Here is a 16,783-nt window from a genome sequence, read left to right on the forward strand (position 1 = left end):
TGGCTTGCGCGTTCAGGCGGCCTGCTTCATCGACTTGGCGAGCCGCTTGATTGCCTGCTCCAGCGAACGCTGTCCGTCGCAATAATCCTGCCAGGCGCTCGTCTTCTCAAGAAGAGCCGGCACGGTGCGGATGGTGAAACGCTTCGGATCGAGATCTGTCTTCACTTGAGCCCATGTCAGCGGCATCGATACGGTGGCACCGGGACGGGCACGCGGAGATAAAGGCGCAACAGCGGTCGCCATGCGGTCATTGCGCAGGTAGTCGAGGAAGATCCGGCCGTTGCGCTGGTTCTTGGCCATCTTGATCAGATAAAGATCAGGGTTTTCGCGTGCCATCTGTTGGCAGACATCGTGGGCGAACCCTTTCGCCTCCGGCCAGGTGAGCTTTTTGCCCTTCGCCACCGCCAGCGGTGTTACGACGTGCAGACCCTTGCCACCGGTGGTCTTGCAGAAGCTGACAAGGCCCAGTTCCTCCAGCCGGTCGCGCATTTCCCGAGCGGCTTCGACCACGGTGGAGAAGGGGACGTCCGGACCGGGATCAAGGTCGAAGACGAGACGACCGGGCACTTCCGGTTGGCCCGGTTCGCAATTCCAGGGATGGAGCTCGACGCCGCCGATCTGGGCGATGGCCGCAAGACCCTCGACGCGATCAATCTGCAGATAGGGCTTCTTGTCGCCGAAGACCGTTACCAATTCGAGCAGGTTCGACGTTCCCGGCATCGCATGTCGCTGGAAGAACTGCTCGCCGCCGATACCGTCAGGCGTCCGGATGATCGAGCACGGCCGGCCCTTGATATGATCGATCAGCCAAGAGCCGACAGCCTTGTAGTAACGAGCCAGTTCCACTTTCGTGACCGGCTCGCCATCATTGGCGTCCGGCCAAAGCGGCTTGTCCGGGTTGGAGATCAACACGCCCATGACATCTTCCTTGCCGCCTTTGCGCGGCGTCTTTGCGGGCCGTTTGGGTTTGGCCTGTGTCTCCGGATCGGGCGTTTCCACCTCAGCTGGTTCGACCGGCTTCTCGGCGACGACTTCCCCTGCTGGCTTGTCTTCCCGCAGTCCCTTGAAGGCCGCCTGGCGGACGAGCCCGTCGGCGGTCCAGCCGGCGAACTCGATTTCCGCCACCAGTTCCGGCTTCACCCAGACGACGTTAGGATCCTTCTTCGGCGCCCCGATACCGGTAAATGGTGACTTGGCCGTTTCCAGCGCGCGCAGCTTGGGCAGCAGGACGTCGACCTTGCCGGCGCCATAGCCCGTGCCGACACGGCCGACGTAGACGAAATGGCTGCCGCGGTTGACGCCGACCAGCAGCGAGCGGAACTTGCCGTTGGTCGTGGCGTAAGCGCCGATGACGACTTCATGGCCGGCCCGGCATTTGGATTTGGCCCAGGTCTCGGTGCGGCCGGATTGATAGGGAGCATCCGCCTGCTTCGAGACGATGCCTTCGAGCCACAGCTTGCAGGCTGACTTCAGGACGGCATCTCCGCCGGTTTCGAAATGCTCGACGAAGCGCAGGCGCGGATCCTCGCCAGCCTTATCAAGCAGCGTCTGCAATCGTTCCTTGCGCTCGGTTAGCGGCAGTTGCCGAAGATCCTCGTCGCCCTCGAACAGGAGGTCGAACGCGAAATACACCAGAGCGTCGGTCTTGCCCTCCGACAGCGCCGCCTGCAGCGCGGCGAAGTCCGGCGCGCCGTGCTCGTCGAGAGCGCATATCTCGCCGTCGATGATCGCGTCGGGCAAACTTGCGGCCGAGGCTGCGATGGCCGGATATTTGGCCGTCCAATCGAGGCCCTTGCGCGTTTTGAGCGTGACCTCGCTGTTTTCGATGCGCATCTGGATGCGATAGCCGTCGAACTTGATCTCATGGATCCAGCCATCGGCGGAAGGCGGGCGTTCGCGCGTTTCGCAAAGTTGTGGCGCGATGAAGTCGGGCATTGAAGACTTAGCAGCCTTGGTCGATGCCGGCTTCTTTTTGGTTTTGGTTTCGGCTTTGCGTTCGTCAGCGGCTAAGCCGTGGTTGCTGTCCCAGACAGCGTCCGCCTGGACCTCGCCACTTTCAATCATAAACGCTTTCGGCTTCTTGCCCTTGCCGGCGGCGATCACTTCCATCGTCCGGCCGGACGCAACGGAGGTTGCGTTGTCCTCAAGGACTGCAGCGCCATTCTCTTCGACGGAAAAGTCGTCGTGATGCTTGATCAGCAGCCAGTTGGTGCGCTTGCCGCCGTCACGGTCGTTGCGCATTCGGACGAGCACGAAGCTGCCATGCAGCCGCTCGCCCTCCAGGGTAAACTTGAAATCGCCTTTGGCCAGTGCCTGCTCAGGGCTCTTGTTGCCTTCCGGCTCCCAGTAGCCGCGATCCCAGAGCATGACCGTACCGCCACCATACTGGCCTTTCGGGATCGTGCCTTCGAAGTCGCCGTAGTCGAGCGGATGATCCTCAACCTCGACGGCAAGACGCTTGTCGTGCGGATCGAGCGACGGTCCCTTGGTCACCGCCCAAGATTTGAACACCCCGTCAAGCTCAAGCCGGAGATCGTAATGCAAGCGCGTTGCGTCATGCTTCTGGATGACGAAGCGCCTGCGGTTCGATGCCTTCAGCTTCGTTGCGCCGCTCGGTTCTTGCGTCTTCTGAAAATCGCGCTTCTGCTTGTAGGTCGAGAGCTTGTCGCTGGCCATGGCAGTCCCCGGTAAAATCCCCCTCCCGTCTCGGATGAAGACGGGGACGAGGCGCGGGCCGGACAGGTAAGACGCTCGGCTGCCGTTTCGTTGGCCGCGATGAGAAACCGGAAAAATCATCGCGTTCGTCATCCCTGTCACGTCCGGTTGACACAGCACGCGACCTCAACAAGCAAAAGGCAAGAGGTAATCGTTTTGTTCCACGGAGTTGAGCAAGAGGAGTTGGACAGGAGCGCCATCTCTTCTGAACGATCGACCTTGCCCAGCCGGAATTGGTATGCGCTCTCGGCATAACTGCGCTGCAGTAAAGTCTATTTAATAGGCGGGGAGAACCCGTATGATGTGTCTATCGAAGCGATGCACCTCCTCCCGCATCGGTTCGATTGGCAGACGTCCTCTCCTCCTCCCAAGGGCGTTTGCGGGAACAGCAACACTCCTCCTCCCAGTTGCTGTTCGGATATTTTCGGAAAGCCTGCCGCACCTCCTCCCGCGGCAGGCTTTTTCGTTTCGGCCGGTGTCTAGCCCTGCATCTTTCAGGCCCTTGTGCAAAACACGAAAAAAATGAGGCCGCAGAGTCACTTGGCTCCCACAGCCTAGGCTCCTGATTCGTTTCATCATTTCGCCCACACCGCTTTAGCGGAGGCTAAATAAGCTCATTAAGACCGGCTTGACTCCTTCGAGAACACGGAACAAAAGAAGAACATAAACAATTTTCGGGGACATGAGGTCCATGCAACACGAGCCGAGGAGGTCCGTGAACGATGTCGCGCGCCTACAATCCTCGGATGATCGAGGAACTCAGAGACCGGATCGCGCATCTGGAGGGCAGTGCGTCAAGAAAAGCCGTCGTGCTTCCCTTCGGTGTTCGCCAAATGGACGAACGGCTACCGGGCGGCGGACTGGCCTATGGTGCCGTGCATGAAATTGCCGGTGGCGGCTCTGGCACTGTGGATGGCGCGGCGGCAGCGTTGTTCGCCGCCGGCATTGCCGCGCGCTCGAAAGGCAAGGTGCTCTGGTGCCTGACGAGACCTGACCTGTTTTTCCCCGCCATTGCCCAGGCCGGCCTGCATCCCGACCGCGTGATCTTCTGCGAAGGCGACAAGGAGGAAGATGTCCTGGCGTCCATGGAAGAGGGACTTTCCTTTGGTGGGCTGGCAGCAGTGGTCGGGGAGCTGGTTCGATTGCCGATGGTGGCATCCCGGCGGCTGCAGCTGGCTGCCGAGAAAACCGGGACCATGGGGCTCGTTGTCCGCAGGTGGCGGCGGCAGACGGAAGCCTCGGACTTCGGCAATCCGACGGCCTCGACGACACGGTGGAGGGTGAGCGTGCTGCCGTCGGAGGAACTGCCAGTGGCTGGGGTCGGCCGGGCTCGATGGCTGTTGGAATTGATGCGCGTGAAAGCAGGCGAGTGTGCTGAGTTTGAAATAGGAGCCTGTGATGCCAAGGGTCGTATGTGTCTACTTCCCCACTCTGCCAACAGACCGGATACGTCGACATGGAGAGGGAGCCGTGCCAGCTGATCAGCCCCTCGTCGTGATTTCGAAATCGGGCTCGAAGCGCTGGATCTCGGCGGCCGACACCGCCGCGCGCAAGCTCGGCCTCAAGCTCGGCATGCCGGCGAGCAAGGCCCAGGCGATCGTTGCCAATCTGACGATGATCGATGCCGATCCCAGCGCCGACGCCGCTGCCCTCGAGCGCCTCGCGCTGTGGGCGCTCCGCCAGTACAGCCCGGTTGTTGCCGTCGATGGCGTGGACGGGATCGTCATGGACACGGAAGGCGCCGATCATTTGCAGGGCGGTGAAGATCTACTGATTTCAGGCCTGGTCAATGGGCTGAGGGGGCGGGGCCTGACCGCACGTGCCGCCGTTGCCGATACATGGGGAGCAGCGCATGCGATCACCCGCGTGACGTCGGCTGAAACAACGGTTGTCCCGGTCGGCGGCGTTGCGAGAGCGGTGACTGGCCTGCCGATCCACTGTCTACGACTTCCACCAGACACAATCCATGGACTGCGGGTGATGGGCGTCGAGACTGTCGGCGAACTCTCCGCGCTGCCGCGCGCGCCCGTGACGCTCCGATACGGTCCCGAAGTCAGCCGGCGGCTGGACCAACTGTTCGGACGGATGGCTGAACCCATCGAACCGCTGCGCACTCCAGAGCTTGTCGAGGCAGCGAAGAACTTTCAGGAACCGATCGGTGCGGCGGAGACGATCGCGAAATATGTGCGTCGACTAGTCGGCGAAATGACCACCAAGCTGGAGACACGCGGTCTCGGCGTCAGGCGTTCCGATCTTGTCATCCACCGCGTCGACAATACCCGCCAGTGCATCCGAGCCGGATTGGCAAAACCGGTGCGTGACCCCGCCCGGCTGTCAAAGCTGCTCTGCGATCGCATCGAGAAAATCGACCCGGGCTTCGGCATTGAACGTCTGGTGCTTGTCGCCATCATGGCAGAGCCACTCGAGGAGCGGCAGGCCCTTTCCTCTCTGATCGAAGAGCCCGTCGTCGACGTGACGCCGCTTGTGGACATTCTCGGCAACCGCGGTCAGCGTCTATACAGGGTTACGCCCGTTGCCTCCGACGTTCCCGAACGGTCGGTGATGCGCATCGGCCCGACGGCCGACGAAACCGGAGCGACATGGGCTGCCAGATGGCCAAGGCCCTCGCGGCTACTGGTGAACCCGGAGCGCATCGACGTAACCGCTCTGCTCCCCGATCAGCCCCCGGCTGTGTTCACCTGGCGCGGAAAGCGCCGTCGGGTGAAGCGCGCAGACGGGCCGGAGCGGATATTCGGCGAGTGGTGGCTTCGGCCGAGAGAACATGCCGCCGTTCGCGACTATTTCGTCGTCGAGGACGAGGCCGGCGAACGCTACTGGGTCTATCGCGCCGGTGATGGGGTGGATGCTGACACCGGCTCACACCTCTGGTTTCTGCATGGGGTGTTCGGATGAGATATGCCGAGCTCCAGGTCACCACGCATTTCTCGTTCCTGCGAGGAGCGAGTTCAGCCGAGGAATTGTTTGCCACCGCGGCCGCGCTTGGCATTGACGCCCTTGGTGTGGTCGATCGCAATTCGCTTGCCGGGATCGTTCGGGCATGGGAGGCAGCAAAGACCACGGGCGTGAGACTGGTCGTCGGCTGTCGGCTCGACCTTTCTGATGGCTTGTCGATCCTGGTCTACCCGACCGATCGGCCAGCCTATTCGAGACTGACCCGCCTGCTGTCGCTCGGCAAGAGCCGGGGCGGCAAGGGCAAGTGCATCCTCGATCTATCTGATGTCGAAGCCTATAGCGCTGGCCTGATCGCGATCCTTGTCCCGGATGAGGCCGACGAGACCACTGCAGGCCAGCTCAGGAAGATCGCTGCGATTTTCGGCGACAGGGCCTATGTCTCACTCTGCCTGCGCCGTCGCCCGAATGATCGCTTGCGGCTTCACAATCTCTCGAACCTCGCCGTTCGCAACAAGGTCAAAACGGTCGTCAGCAACGACGTGTTGTTTCATGATCCAAGCCGACGACAGCTGCAGGACATCGTCACCTGCATCCGCAACCGCACGACCATCGACAGCGTCGGCTTCGATCGCGAGCGGCATGCCGATCGCTTTCTGAAAGCGCCGGAAGAGATGCACCGGCTGTTTTCGGAGTATCCGGAAGCGCTGGTACGAACCCGCGAAATCGTCGAACGCTGTCGTTTCGACATGAGCGAGCTGCAATACCAGTATCCGGAAGAGGCGCTTGTGCCGGGTCTCGACGCCCAGCAGTCGCTGACCAAGTTCGCCTGGGAGGGCGCTGCTTCCCGATACCCAGAGGGGATCCCCGACAAGGTCCGCAAGGCGATCCTGCATGAACTCGAACTCATCCGGGTGATGAAATACGCACCATACTTCCTCACCGTCTACAGCATCGTCCGGTTTGCCCGATCGCAAGGAATTCTCTGCCAGGGCCGAGGATCGGCGGCGAACTCGGCTGTCTGCTACTGCCTCGGCATCACCGGCATCAACCCGGAAACCGGTGACCTGCTGTTCGAGCGTTTCGTCTCGATGGAACGGGACGAGCCGCCGGATATCGACGTCGATTTCGAGCATGCCCGCCGCGAGGAGGTCATCCAGTGGATATACGAGACCTACGGCCGCTCCCGCTCCGCGCTCTGTTCCACCGTCACCCGCTACCGCGCCAAGGGCGCGCTGCGTGATGTCGGTAAAGCCTTGGGACTGCCGGAAGATCTGATTACTCAGCTTTCATCTGGTGTCTGGGGCTGGTCGGAAGGTGTCGGCGAAAAGCAGCTCAAGGACAACAACATGAACACGGCGGACTACCGCCTGAAGCTGGCGCTTGACCTTTCAGCCCAGCTGATGGGCGCGCCCCGCCATCTCGGCCAGCATCCGGGGGGATTTGTCCTGACCCAGGACCGGCTCGACGATCTGGTGCCGATCGAACCGGCGACCATGAAAGATCGTCAGGTGGTGGAATGGGATAAGGACGATATCGAAGCGCTGAAGTTCATGAAGGTCGACGTGCTGGCGCTCGGCATGCTGACCTGCATGGCGAAATCGTTCGAGCTGCTGAAGGAACACAAGAATATTCCAATGGGCCTGTCCGATGTAGAGCAGGAGGACCCGGCCACGTACGCCATGATCCGCAAGGCCGATACACTCGGCACGTTCCAGATCGAAAGCCGCGCTCAGATGGCGATGTTGCCACGCCTGAAGCCTCGGACGTTTTACGACCTCGTCGTGCAGGTGGCCATCGTTCGGCCCGGACCCATTCAGGGTGACATGGTGCATCCGTATCTGAGGCGGCGCGAGGGCAAGGAGACGGTCGAGTACCCGACGCCCGAGCTCGAAGCCGTTCTGGGAAAAACGCTCGGCGTCCCGCTGTTTCAGGAGAGCGCGATGAAGGTCGCGATGACCTGCGCGGGCTTCACCGCAGGCGAGGCAGACCAGTTGCGGCGCGCGATGGCGACGTTTAAGTTCACAGGCGGCGTCTCGAAGTTCAAGGACAAGCTGGTCGAGGGCATGGTCAGGAGCGGCTATACCCGCGAATTTGCCGAAAAGACATTCACGCAGCTCGAAGGCTTCGGCTCCTATGGCTTCCCGGAAAGCCACGCCGCGAGCTTCGCGCTGATCGCCTACGCCTCCAGCTGGATGAAATGCCATCATCCAGACGTTTTCTGTACGGCGCTCCTCAACAGCCAGCCCATGGGTTTCTACAGCGTCGCCCAGATCGTCCAGGACGCCAGAAATCACGGCGTCGAAGTCCGGCCGGTCTGCGTCAACCGATCCCGCTGGGACTGCACCATGGAACGGATCGGCAATTCCGATCGCTTTGCAGTAAGGCTTGGCATGCGTGTCGTCAGGGGTCTGTCAACCAACGACGCCGCACGCATTATCCTGGCGCGTGCCGAGCATCCATTTGTCTCGGCCGACGACATGTGGCGACGCTCCGGCGTGTCACCGTCCTCGTTGGTCAAACTGGCTGAGGCAGATGCTTTCCTGCCATCGCTGCAACTGGAACGGCGACAGGCACTTTGGGATATCAAGGCGCTGAGGGATGAGCCCTTGGAACTCTGGGCGGCTGCCGCGGAGCGAGAAGCCAAGGTGATCGCCGAGATGCAGGAGCCTGAAGTGGCGCTGAAGTCGATGACGGAGGGCAGGGAGGTTGTCGAGGACTACTCGCACACTGGTCTTACCCTGCGAGCGCACCCGGTCTCGTTTCTTCGAAGAGACCTCGACCGCAAAGGCATCGTCACCTGCGCCGAGGCAATGGGACAACGCGACGGGAGATGGCTTTGGACTGCCGGCCTGGTTCTGGTGCGACAGCGACCGGGATCGGCGAAGGGCGTGATGTTTCTCACGCTGGAAGACGAGTCGGGAATCGTCAACGCCGTGGTCTGGCCATCGCTGTTCGAACGCCAGCGGCGGGTCCTGATGACCGCGAGCATGATGGCTATCAATGGCCGCATCCAACGGGAAGGCGAGGTCGTTCACCTCGTTGCCCAGCGCCTGTTCGATTTCTCCGCCGACCTGTCGAGCGTTGGTAATCGGGACGGCGGCCTGGGCAATTTCCCGCTTCCCCATGGTCGCGGCGACCAGGTCAAGCACGGGGGAGGGCCGGATCCTCGGGACAATCCGAAGCCCGTCGTGCAAGCGCGCGAGATCTATATCCCTGACCTCCATATCGATAATCTAAAAATCAAAACCAGAAACTTCCACTGAGGAGATCCATGTGTCGCGCCTGTTTGCAGTCACCAAAAGCCTGGAGGAGATTGTCGCCCATTTTTCGGTCGACATGGCTCCGGCCCTTGAGGTGCCGAGCGAAACTGTCGAAGGCACCCCCGGACTGATCGTGTTGGAGAAGGATGGACTGCGGCTGCTGAAGTCGATTCCGTGGGGCTTCCCGCGGCAGACACGCGACATGCGACGGGAAGGCGAGCCCCCGAGCCGCATAGGCCTCGTTGCAGATCTGACCAATCCGCTTTGGGATCGCATAGTCGTTCATCCCAGATATCGCTGCCTGATCCCCCTGACACACTTTGCAAACCCCGACGGTGTAAAAGGGGCAAAAACCCGATCGTGGTTTTCGTTGAACCGCCAACCCCTGATGGCCTGGGCGGGGGTCTGCAAGAACACCCCCGACTTCGGCCCCGTGTTTGCCGGCATGACCATGACCGCCAATGAGAAGATCAGGCCGTTCAACGACCGCATGCCTGTTCTGCTCAAGCCGGAGGAATACGACCGCTGGCTTCACGGTTCGATTGAGGACGTCATCGCATTCCAGTTTCGCGATCCACCGTCATCCGATGACTTCGAAATCCTGCATACGCGCGATCGCTGGCAAAGCGGCGTCTCGCCCTCCAAGGCTTCACCGCGTCGGGACAACATGCTTATGTAGCCAAGGTTTCCTGTTGAAAGGCCTGCCATATGTGTTGGTGTGGACGGCTCTGAGACCTCGGCGATCCATGGCATACTCGCCATGGAATTACGAGCGAGAGGAGCGCTTCATGAAACCCGTTGTAAGGATCGGTATGGACACGTCTAAAAACGTGTTTCAGTTGCATGGTGTCGATGAAGCTGAAGAGCCTGTACTGCGACGCCAACTTCGGCGACGGGAGATGATGAAATTCTTCGAAAATATGCCGCCGACTTTGATTGCCATCGAGGCCTGCGGCAGCTCACATCACTGGGGGCGTCTACTTACCACTTTCGGTCACAACGTCCGCTTGATCCCGCCGCAATACGTCAAGCCATATGTGAAACGAGGAAAGAACGATGCAGCGGATGCTGAAGCTCTATGTGAAGCAGTCAGCCGCCCGTCGATGCGGTTCGTTCCGATAAAATCGAAGGAGCAGCAGGCCGCCTGCATGTTGATGAGCGTTCGGGAACGGATGGTTGGCGTGAAGTCGCAGCTCTCGAACGCAATCCGTAGCTATGCGGCTGAGTTCGGCATCATTGGTCCGCCTGGTCGCCAAAACGTCACCGCATTGATCAAACGAACTCTTGAAGATGATACGCTTCCTCAGCTCGCGAAAGAGCTATTCAGTCTTCAGGCGAAAGAATACCAGGCAGTGGAAGCTAGGCTTGAAGAGGTAGAAGCCAAGCTCATGAAATGGCATCGAAACGATGATGTCAGTAGGCGGATTGCGACCATTCCAGGCATAGGGCCTATTGGGTCAACGATGTTGAGCGTTAAAGCACCGCCGGCCGAGAACTTCACCTCTGGCCGCCATTTTGCTGCTTGGCTTGGTTTGACACCCAAAGACCACTCGACCGGTGGTCGGGTTAAATTGGGTGGTATCACAAAGGCAGGCGATCCGTCGATCCGATCAACCCTGATTGTCGGCGCAACTGCGCTACTGAGACATGTCAGAAAGGGACGAACTAAACCCTCGCGTTGGCTGGCTGCAATGCTGGAGCGGAAGCCGCCGAAATTGGTCGCGGTCGCGCTGGCGAACAAGTTCGCCCGTATCGCTTGGCGGCTCATGATCTCCGGGGGTGTCTATGAAAGGCCGAGCGATCTTGAACTGTCTGCTGCGGCATAGACTAAACAGTCCGGCCAGCTTTCCAGAGCGAACAGCCGAGTAACCGAACTTGCAGGAACGAGTAGATGGAACGACCGATTGGTCGGTACCCGCGACAGTCCGTAGATTGCACTGGCACAAAAATTGTCGCGTATGTGTTTGGGGCGTGGGTAGCGAACACCATCTTGGCCAGCAGATTTAATCTGCATCAATAGGCCGGACATCTGATTGCAAGCAATCGCGTTGTCCGTATACTCAAAGCCTGACGAGGGAGGAGCCGTCCACATCTGCAACTTGTACACCGTCCGTCTTTCCGCCGCGGAAGTGGCTGCGCACTTTCGCGTGCCGAACCCGATGCAATCGAACGCTCCCGAGGAAGTCTATCCGGGCACGCCCGGGATGGTGGTGACGGAGAATGAAGGTGTTCGCGAGCTTCGCTCGATGGTGTGGGGCTTTCCCCTGCGCCTTAAAGGCATGAAACCAGAAGCCAAGCCAAAGCCTGTCAACAATATTGCTGACCTGGCGAAAGGCATGTGGATCGGCTTGGCACGTAAACCGCAATGGCGTTGTCTTATCCCCGTGACGGGTTTTGCCGAAGCCGAGGGTGAAAAGGGCAGGATGACCCGTACCTGGTTTTCGCTGAAGGACCAGCCGGTGTTCGCCTGGGCAGGGCTGTGGCGTATCAGCGACGAGTGGGGTCCAGTTTACTCCGGTGTCATGACGGACGCCAACGAGGCGATCCAGCCAGTCCACAATCGCATGCCGGTTCTCCTGCATGCTGACGAATACGAACAATGGCTCCATGGCAGCTTGGATGATGCGCTCGCATTCCAAAAGCGAACATTTCCGCCAGAGTTGGTGACGATGGAGCGGACAAGCGAGCTATGGGCGAAAAAGAAAACGGCACCGGAAGCGCCTCTGCTGCTATGAAGCAGGCTGCTGACTTTACCCAAATCGCTGGGGCACTGTTTCTCGCTGCGCGCCCCTTATAATCCGGAGCTTCTTACCGCCCCGGACCGACACAGATCGGACAAAGTCGGTCTTCACTAAGCTCCTGCTCATGCAGGATGACCGAAGACCTTTAACCCGCCAGCGGTTCAAGTTGGTTCAAGAGCAAAAAGAGCTTCAGCCCCGTTATGTCTTAAACGTAAGCTTCATATGCCGGTTCACATCCTTATAGAGCAGATATCGAAACCGTCCGGGGCCGCCCGCGTAGCACGCTTGTGGGCAAAAAGCGCGGAGCCACATGAAGTCGCCGGCCTCGACTTCCACCCAATCCTGATTGAGCCGGTAGACTGCCTTGCCCTCGAGAACGTAGAGCCCGTGTTCCATCACATGGGTTTCCGCAAAGGGAATGACGGCGCCGGGCTCGAAAGTCACGATCGTGACATGCATATCGTGGCGCAGATCCAATGGATCGACGAAGCGGGTCGTCGCCCATCTGCCGTCCGTCCCCGGCATGGGAGTTGGCGCGATCTCCTGTTCGTTCGTGAAAATTGGCTGCGGGCTGTCGACGCCTGGGACCTTCTCGTAGGCTTTGCGAATCCAATGAAACCGTGCGTCTGCTGATCCACGGTTGTAGAGGCGCCAGCCGCTGGACGGCGGGAGGAATGCATAGCCCCCGGGGTTCAATATATGCGCCTCTGTTCCGAGCTTGATGGTGACAGTGCCTTCCATCACGAAGATGACGCCTTCCGCTTGTGGATCAAGCTCCGGCTGCTCGCTACCGCCGCCGGGCGCAACTTCCATGATGTATTGCGAGAAAGTTTCTGCGAAGCCGGAGAGCGGGCGAGCGATGACCCAGAGGCGCGTGCCAGTCCAAAAGGGCAAATAGCTCGTGACGATGTCCATCATCACGCCCTTGGGCATGACTGCATAGGCATCAGTAAAGACGGCGCGGCTGGTGAGAAGGTCCGTCTGGGCCGGCGAGCCGCCGCGTGGCGCGAAATAGGTTGGCTTGGTCACTTTGCACTCCGATTATTGTGCTTACGTCGTTCCGCGATCTATGGCATTGCGCCGCAGCAAAGGGAACTGAGTGTCGATTTGCGATCGTCCGACCGCTTTTTCCCTTTTTTCAGAGGATTGCCGCTCCAGCGCCGTTCGCGCCAACGCCGCAAATCACCGGATCAAAAAGGGCTCCTCGTAGAAATGCTCTTCCAGATTGACGCCGTCGCCGGCGCGGTCGATGACTGCGAAATCCGAGCGGGTCCCGAGAGGTGTGAGGATGCCATGCCAGACGTTGCGCCCGATATTGACGCCCTGTCCCGTCTTGGTCCGGAACGCCAGTGGCTCGCCGGGGCCGGCTTCCGTAGCCTCCGCGACGATCACCAGAAACTGGTTGTCGCTCAGCGGAATGAAGGCCTGGCTTCCCAGAGGATGCCGCTCTACCATCCGGAGCTCAAGCGGCAGGGTGTAGGGCTCGCCGCGCAGCAGGCTGATCATGGGCCGTGCGTTCTCACCCGTGGTCTCGACCTTAGCAAGGTCGTGATACCGAATGCATTTGCCGGAATTGATCGGAAAATTTCGAGCGGCTTCCATTTCGATCACCTCGCCGAACCCGGCAAAGGCGGTTCGCGTCAAAGGTTGGATATCGATCTCTTTCATTTCCGTTCTCCTTACGCTGTGGTCTGCTTCTTGGACGATGACAACAGCTTCCCACTGGGCAGCATGGCGGAGAGGCGCAGCAGGGCGATCCGTTCCACCTGGCAGCAGGCGGTGGCGAATTCCGTGTCGTGGTCATTGTCGATGCGGGTCTTGAAGGCGGCGAGTATCTCGCCCTTGCCCAAGCCCTTCACCGCGATAATGAACGAGAAGCCGAATCTTACGACATAGCGGCTGTTGAGCTCGGTAAACTGTGCACGTTCCTCATCCGTCAGCGCGTCGAGGCCGGCTGAAGCCTGCTCTTCAGTCGAGCTGGCGGTAAGCCGCTTTGCCTGCGCAAGCTTGCCGGCAAGATCTGGATGGGCGATGAGCACGCGTAGCCGCTCCTCCTTGCCGGCGGCGCGGAACTGGAAGGCAAGCGCCGCATGCAGGCCGATAGCGGTATCATTGGCCGGCGACAGTTCGCCGGCCCAAGCCCGGCGCGCGATCCAATCGGAATGTTCGAAAACGCCGCCGAAACGCGCGACGAAAACCTCTTCCGTGAGCTGCGAAGGCCGTTCCGTGGCGGGCTTCGGCGGATGCGCCTTCGCCCAATGCTCGGCAATATCGATGCGCCTGGCGATCCAGACCTTCTCGTGGCTCTTGATATAGTCGATGAAGCGGGCAAGCGCCATGATGCGGCCCGGCCGGCCGATCAGGCGGCAATGCAGGCCGATGCTCATCATCTTCGGGCTGCCGGCTGCGCCTTCCATGTAAAGCGTGTCAAAGGAATCCTTGAGATAGCTGAAAAACTGGTCGCCGCTGTTGAAGCCCTGGGGTGTGGCAAAGCGCATATCGTTGGCATCGAGCGTATAGGGAATGACCAGCTGCTGGTGGCCCTCATGCTCATGCCAGTAGGGCAGGTCGTCGGCATAGGCGTCCGAGATATAGGCGAAGCCGCCTTCCTCAGTGACGAGGTCGACGGTGTTGGCCGAGCATCGACCGGTATACCAGCCCGTCGGCCGTTCGCCGGTCACGAGCGTATGCAGCCGGATGGCTTCTGCGATCGCCGCGCGCTCGGCGGACGGCGTCATATCCTTGTGCTCGACCCATTTCAGCCCATGCGAGGCGATCTCCCAGCCTGCCTCCTGCATGGCTGCGACCTGGCCTGGCGAGCGCTGCAGGGCGGTGGCAACACCATAGACCGTCACGGGCACGCCCTTCTCGGTAAGCAGCCGGTGCAGGCGCCAGAATCCGGCCCGCGCACCATAGTCGTAGATCGATTCCATGTTCCAGTGCCGTTGGCCCTGCCACGGAGTAGCGCCGACGATTTCGGAGAGAAAGGCTTCGGAGGCGGGATCGCCATGCAGCACGCAGTTCTCGCCGCCCTCCTCGTAGTTGAGCACGAATTGCACCGCGATCCGTGCGCCGTCAGGCCACTCAGCGGCCGGTGGCGATGCGCCATACCCTTCGAGATCTCGGCAATAGCGCATGAAAATTCCTCCCGACTGTGTTGATGGCGGATTTGTAAACTCAAATCACGCGCGCCATTCCCCCTGGAAAATTTGAAAGTCTCGAAGAATCTCGCTGCTTTTCATAGAAATGCACCCGTCGGATAGTGGAGACCGGAAAACTACGTTCGAGAGAAAATATGCAGTCTCACTCGCAAGAAATCGGCCGACTGACGACCCATGTGCTGGATACCGCACAGGGCAAACCCGCCGCCGGGCTGCACATCGACCTCTACCGCATCGAGGACGGCAAGCGCCGCCATCTCAAATCCGTGGAGACCAATGATGACGGCCGCTGCGATGCGCCGCTTCTGGCGGGTGAAGCCATGGAGCCCGGCATTTACGAGCTGCGCTTCCACGCGGGCAGTTATTTCCGCAGTTTGGGCGCGCCCGCCGAATTTCTTGATCTGATCCCGATCCGCTTCGGCATTACCGAAAAGCAAGCGCATTATCACGTGCCGCTCCTGCTCTCCCCCTACAGCTATTCCACCTATCGCGGGAGTTAAAGATCATGACCGCCATTCCGACCCGCTCCAAACTGCGCTTCATCCTCAACGGTCAGGACATCGCTCTTTCCGATATAGCGCCCAATCAAACGCTGCTCGACTGGCTGCGCCTGTCGCGCTCCCTGAAGGGCACCAAGGAAGGCTGCGCCGAAGGCGATTGCGGCGCCTGCACCGTGCTCGTCGGGCGGCTGACGTCGGCGGGCCGGCTTGTCTACGAAAGCGTTAATGCCTGCATCCGCTTCATGGGATCGCTCGATGGCTGTCACGTGGTGACGGTCGAGCATCTGGCCGGGCGCGATGGACGATTGCATCCGGTACAGCAGGCGATGGTCGACCACCATGGCTCGCAATGCGGCTTCTGCACGCCGGGCTTCGTCATGTCGCTCTACGGTCTGTGGATGCAGACGCAGGTGCCATCGGACAGGCAGATTGAAATCGCCCTTCAGGGCAATCTCTGTCGCTGCACCGGCTATGAGCCGATCCTGCGCGCCGCGCGCGCGATCTCGAACTATGGCGGCACCGAGAAGGATCCGTTGCTTGTCGAGCGTGCGGCGATGATCACACGTCTGCAGGCATTGCGGGACGGCGCGCGGGTGGAGATCGAGAGTGGGGACGGCAAGCTGATCGTGCCTGCCGATCTCGATGATTTCGCCGCGCTTCGGGATGCCCTGCCGTCCGCCACTGTTGTCGCCGGCTCTACCGATGTCGGCCTCTGGGTCACCAAGCACATGCGGCGCATTTCTCCAGTGATCTTCATTGCCGGGATCAACGAGCTGAAGACCCTGGCGGTGAAGGACGGCGTCATCTCGATCGGCGCCGGGGTCACCTATTCCGAGGCGATCGAAACGCTGTCGCAATACATTCCGGCGCTCGGCGAGCTAGTCAATCGCATCGGCGGACAACAGGTGCGCAACATGGGCACGATTGGTGGCAACATCGCCAACGGCTCGCCGATCGGCGATACGCCGCCGCCGCTGATTGCGCTGGGTGGAACGCTGACATTGCGCAAGGGCGCGGAGCGGCGGACGATCCCGCTGCAGGATTTTTTCATCGCCTATGGCAAGCAGGACCGCCAGCCCGGCGAATTCGTCGAGGCAGTGCATGTGCCCATACCCGCAGCCGACGAGACATTCGCCGTCTACAAGGTGACGAAGCGGCGTGACGAGGATATCACGGCGACGCTGGCGGCCTTCTGCCTCAAGCTTTCGGCCGACGGCACCGTGGCTGGAATCCGCATCGCCTATGGCGGCATGGCAGCGACGCCGAAACGGGCGTCCGCGGTGGAGGGAGCCCTGCTTGGGCAACCCTGGAACGAAGTCGCGGTCGAACGGGCGATGGAACGCTACGCGGAAGATTATGCGCCGCTGAGCGACATGCGCGCCACTGCCGTATACCGGGCGCTGGTCGCGAAAAACCTTCTTCTCAGATTCTACCTGGAAACGACATCGGGCGCCGAACAGGCGCAGGTGTCCAGATACGAGGCTGCGTGAGCC

12 protein-coding genes are annotated in these 16,783 nt (G+C 60.5%); 8 read left to right on the forward strand and 4 right to left on the reverse strand.

What is annotated here, in order from left to right; translation table 11 throughout:
- Positions 1 to 12 precede the first annotated feature (12 nt).
- Positions 13 to 2,676 (reverse strand): DNA ligase D, encoded by a 2,664-nt coding sequence (ligD, locus tag FHT29_RS26360; protein ID WP_168600420.1) that lies wholly within the window; start codon positions 2,674 to 2,676, stop codon positions 13 to 15.
- 761 nt (positions 2,677 to 3,437) lie between these two features.
- Between ligD and FHT29_RS26365 the strand changes: the two genes are divergently transcribed.
- The 6 genes from FHT29_RS26365 (at position 3,438) to FHT29_RS26390 (ending at position 11,623) form a co-directional block, all read left to right on the forward strand.
- Positions 3,438 to 4,196, forward strand: a complete 759-nt coding sequence (locus FHT29_RS26365) for an ImuA family protein (protein WP_168600421.1) — start codon at positions 3,438 to 3,440, stop codon at positions 4,194 to 4,196.
- Positions 4,114 to 5,628, forward strand: a complete 1,515-nt coding sequence (locus FHT29_RS26370; RefSeq protein ID WP_210255541.1) for a DNA polymerase Y family protein — start codon at positions 4,114 to 4,116, stop codon at positions 5,626 to 5,628. The genes FHT29_RS26365 and FHT29_RS26370 overlap by 83 nt, the downstream gene beginning before the upstream one ends.
- The gene (locus FHT29_RS26375; protein ID WP_168600423.1) at positions 5,625 to 8,891 is read left to right on the forward strand and encodes an error-prone DNA polymerase; all 3,267 of its coding nucleotides are present in this window, start codon (positions 5,625 to 5,627) and stop codon (positions 8,889 to 8,891) included. The genes FHT29_RS26370 and FHT29_RS26375 overlap by 4 nt, the downstream gene beginning before the upstream one ends.
- A 10-nt stretch (positions 8,892 to 8,901) precedes the next feature.
- On the forward strand, positions 8,902 to 9,567 hold the full coding sequence (locus tag FHT29_RS26380) for an SOS response-associated peptidase family protein (RefSeq protein ID WP_168600424.1): 666 nt from the start codon (positions 8,902 to 8,904) through the stop codon (positions 9,565 to 9,567).
- Between the two features lie 109 nt (positions 9,568 to 9,676).
- The gene (locus FHT29_RS26385) at positions 9,677 to 10,714 is read left to right on the forward strand and encodes an IS110 family transposase (protein ID WP_168600425.1); all 1,038 of its coding nucleotides are present in this window, start codon (positions 9,677 to 9,679) and stop codon (positions 10,712 to 10,714) included.
- A gap of 207 nt (positions 10,715 to 10,921) precedes the next feature.
- On the forward strand, positions 10,922 to 11,623 hold the full coding sequence (locus tag FHT29_RS26390; protein ID WP_246703129.1) for an SOS response-associated peptidase family protein: 702 nt from the start codon (positions 10,922 to 10,924) through the stop codon (positions 11,621 to 11,623).
- Between the two features lie 204 nt (positions 11,624 to 11,827).
- Here FHT29_RS26390 and FHT29_RS26395 read toward each other — a convergent pair whose 3' ends face one another.
- The 3 genes from FHT29_RS26395 to puuE form a co-directional block, all read right to left on the reverse strand.
- Positions 11,828 to 12,658 (reverse strand): bifunctional allantoicase/(S)-ureidoglycine aminohydrolase, encoded by an 831-nt coding sequence (locus tag FHT29_RS26395; RefSeq protein ID WP_168600426.1) that lies wholly within the window; start codon positions 12,656 to 12,658, stop codon positions 11,828 to 11,830.
- Positions 12,659 to 12,811: 153 nt separating this feature from the next.
- Positions 12,812 to 13,297: an ureidoglycolate lyase gene (locus tag FHT29_RS26400; protein ID WP_168600427.1), complete on the reverse strand. Its 486-nt coding sequence runs from the start codon at positions 13,295 to 13,297 to the stop codon at positions 12,812 to 12,814.
- Between the two features lie 11 nt (positions 13,298 to 13,308).
- Positions 13,309 to 14,766, reverse strand: coding sequence for an allantoinase PuuE (gene puuE / locus FHT29_RS26405; RefSeq protein WP_168600428.1), 1,458 nt, complete (start codon positions 14,764 to 14,766; stop codon positions 13,309 to 13,311).
- 158 nt (positions 14,767 to 14,924) lie between these two features.
- On the opposite strand from puuE, the gene uraH reads away from it, so the two are divergent.
- Positions 14,925 to 15,290 carry a hydroxyisourate hydrolase gene (uraH, locus tag FHT29_RS26410; RefSeq protein WP_168600429.1) on the forward strand — a complete coding sequence of 122 codons (366 nt, stop codon included), beginning with the start codon at positions 14,925 to 14,927 and terminating at the stop codon, positions 15,288 to 15,290.
- A gap of 5 nt (positions 15,291 to 15,295) precedes the next feature.
- Entirely contained in the window at positions 15,296 to 16,780 is a 1,485-nt protein-coding gene (xdhA, locus tag FHT29_RS26415) for a xanthine dehydrogenase small subunit (RefSeq protein ID WP_168600430.1), read from the forward strand.
- Positions 16,781 to 16,783 lie beyond the last annotated feature (3 nt).

It is taken from the genome of Rhizobium sp. SG741, assembly GCF_012275435.1.
Lineage (GTDB): Bacteria > Pseudomonadota > Alphaproteobacteria > Rhizobiales > Rhizobiaceae > Rhizobium > Rhizobium lusitanum.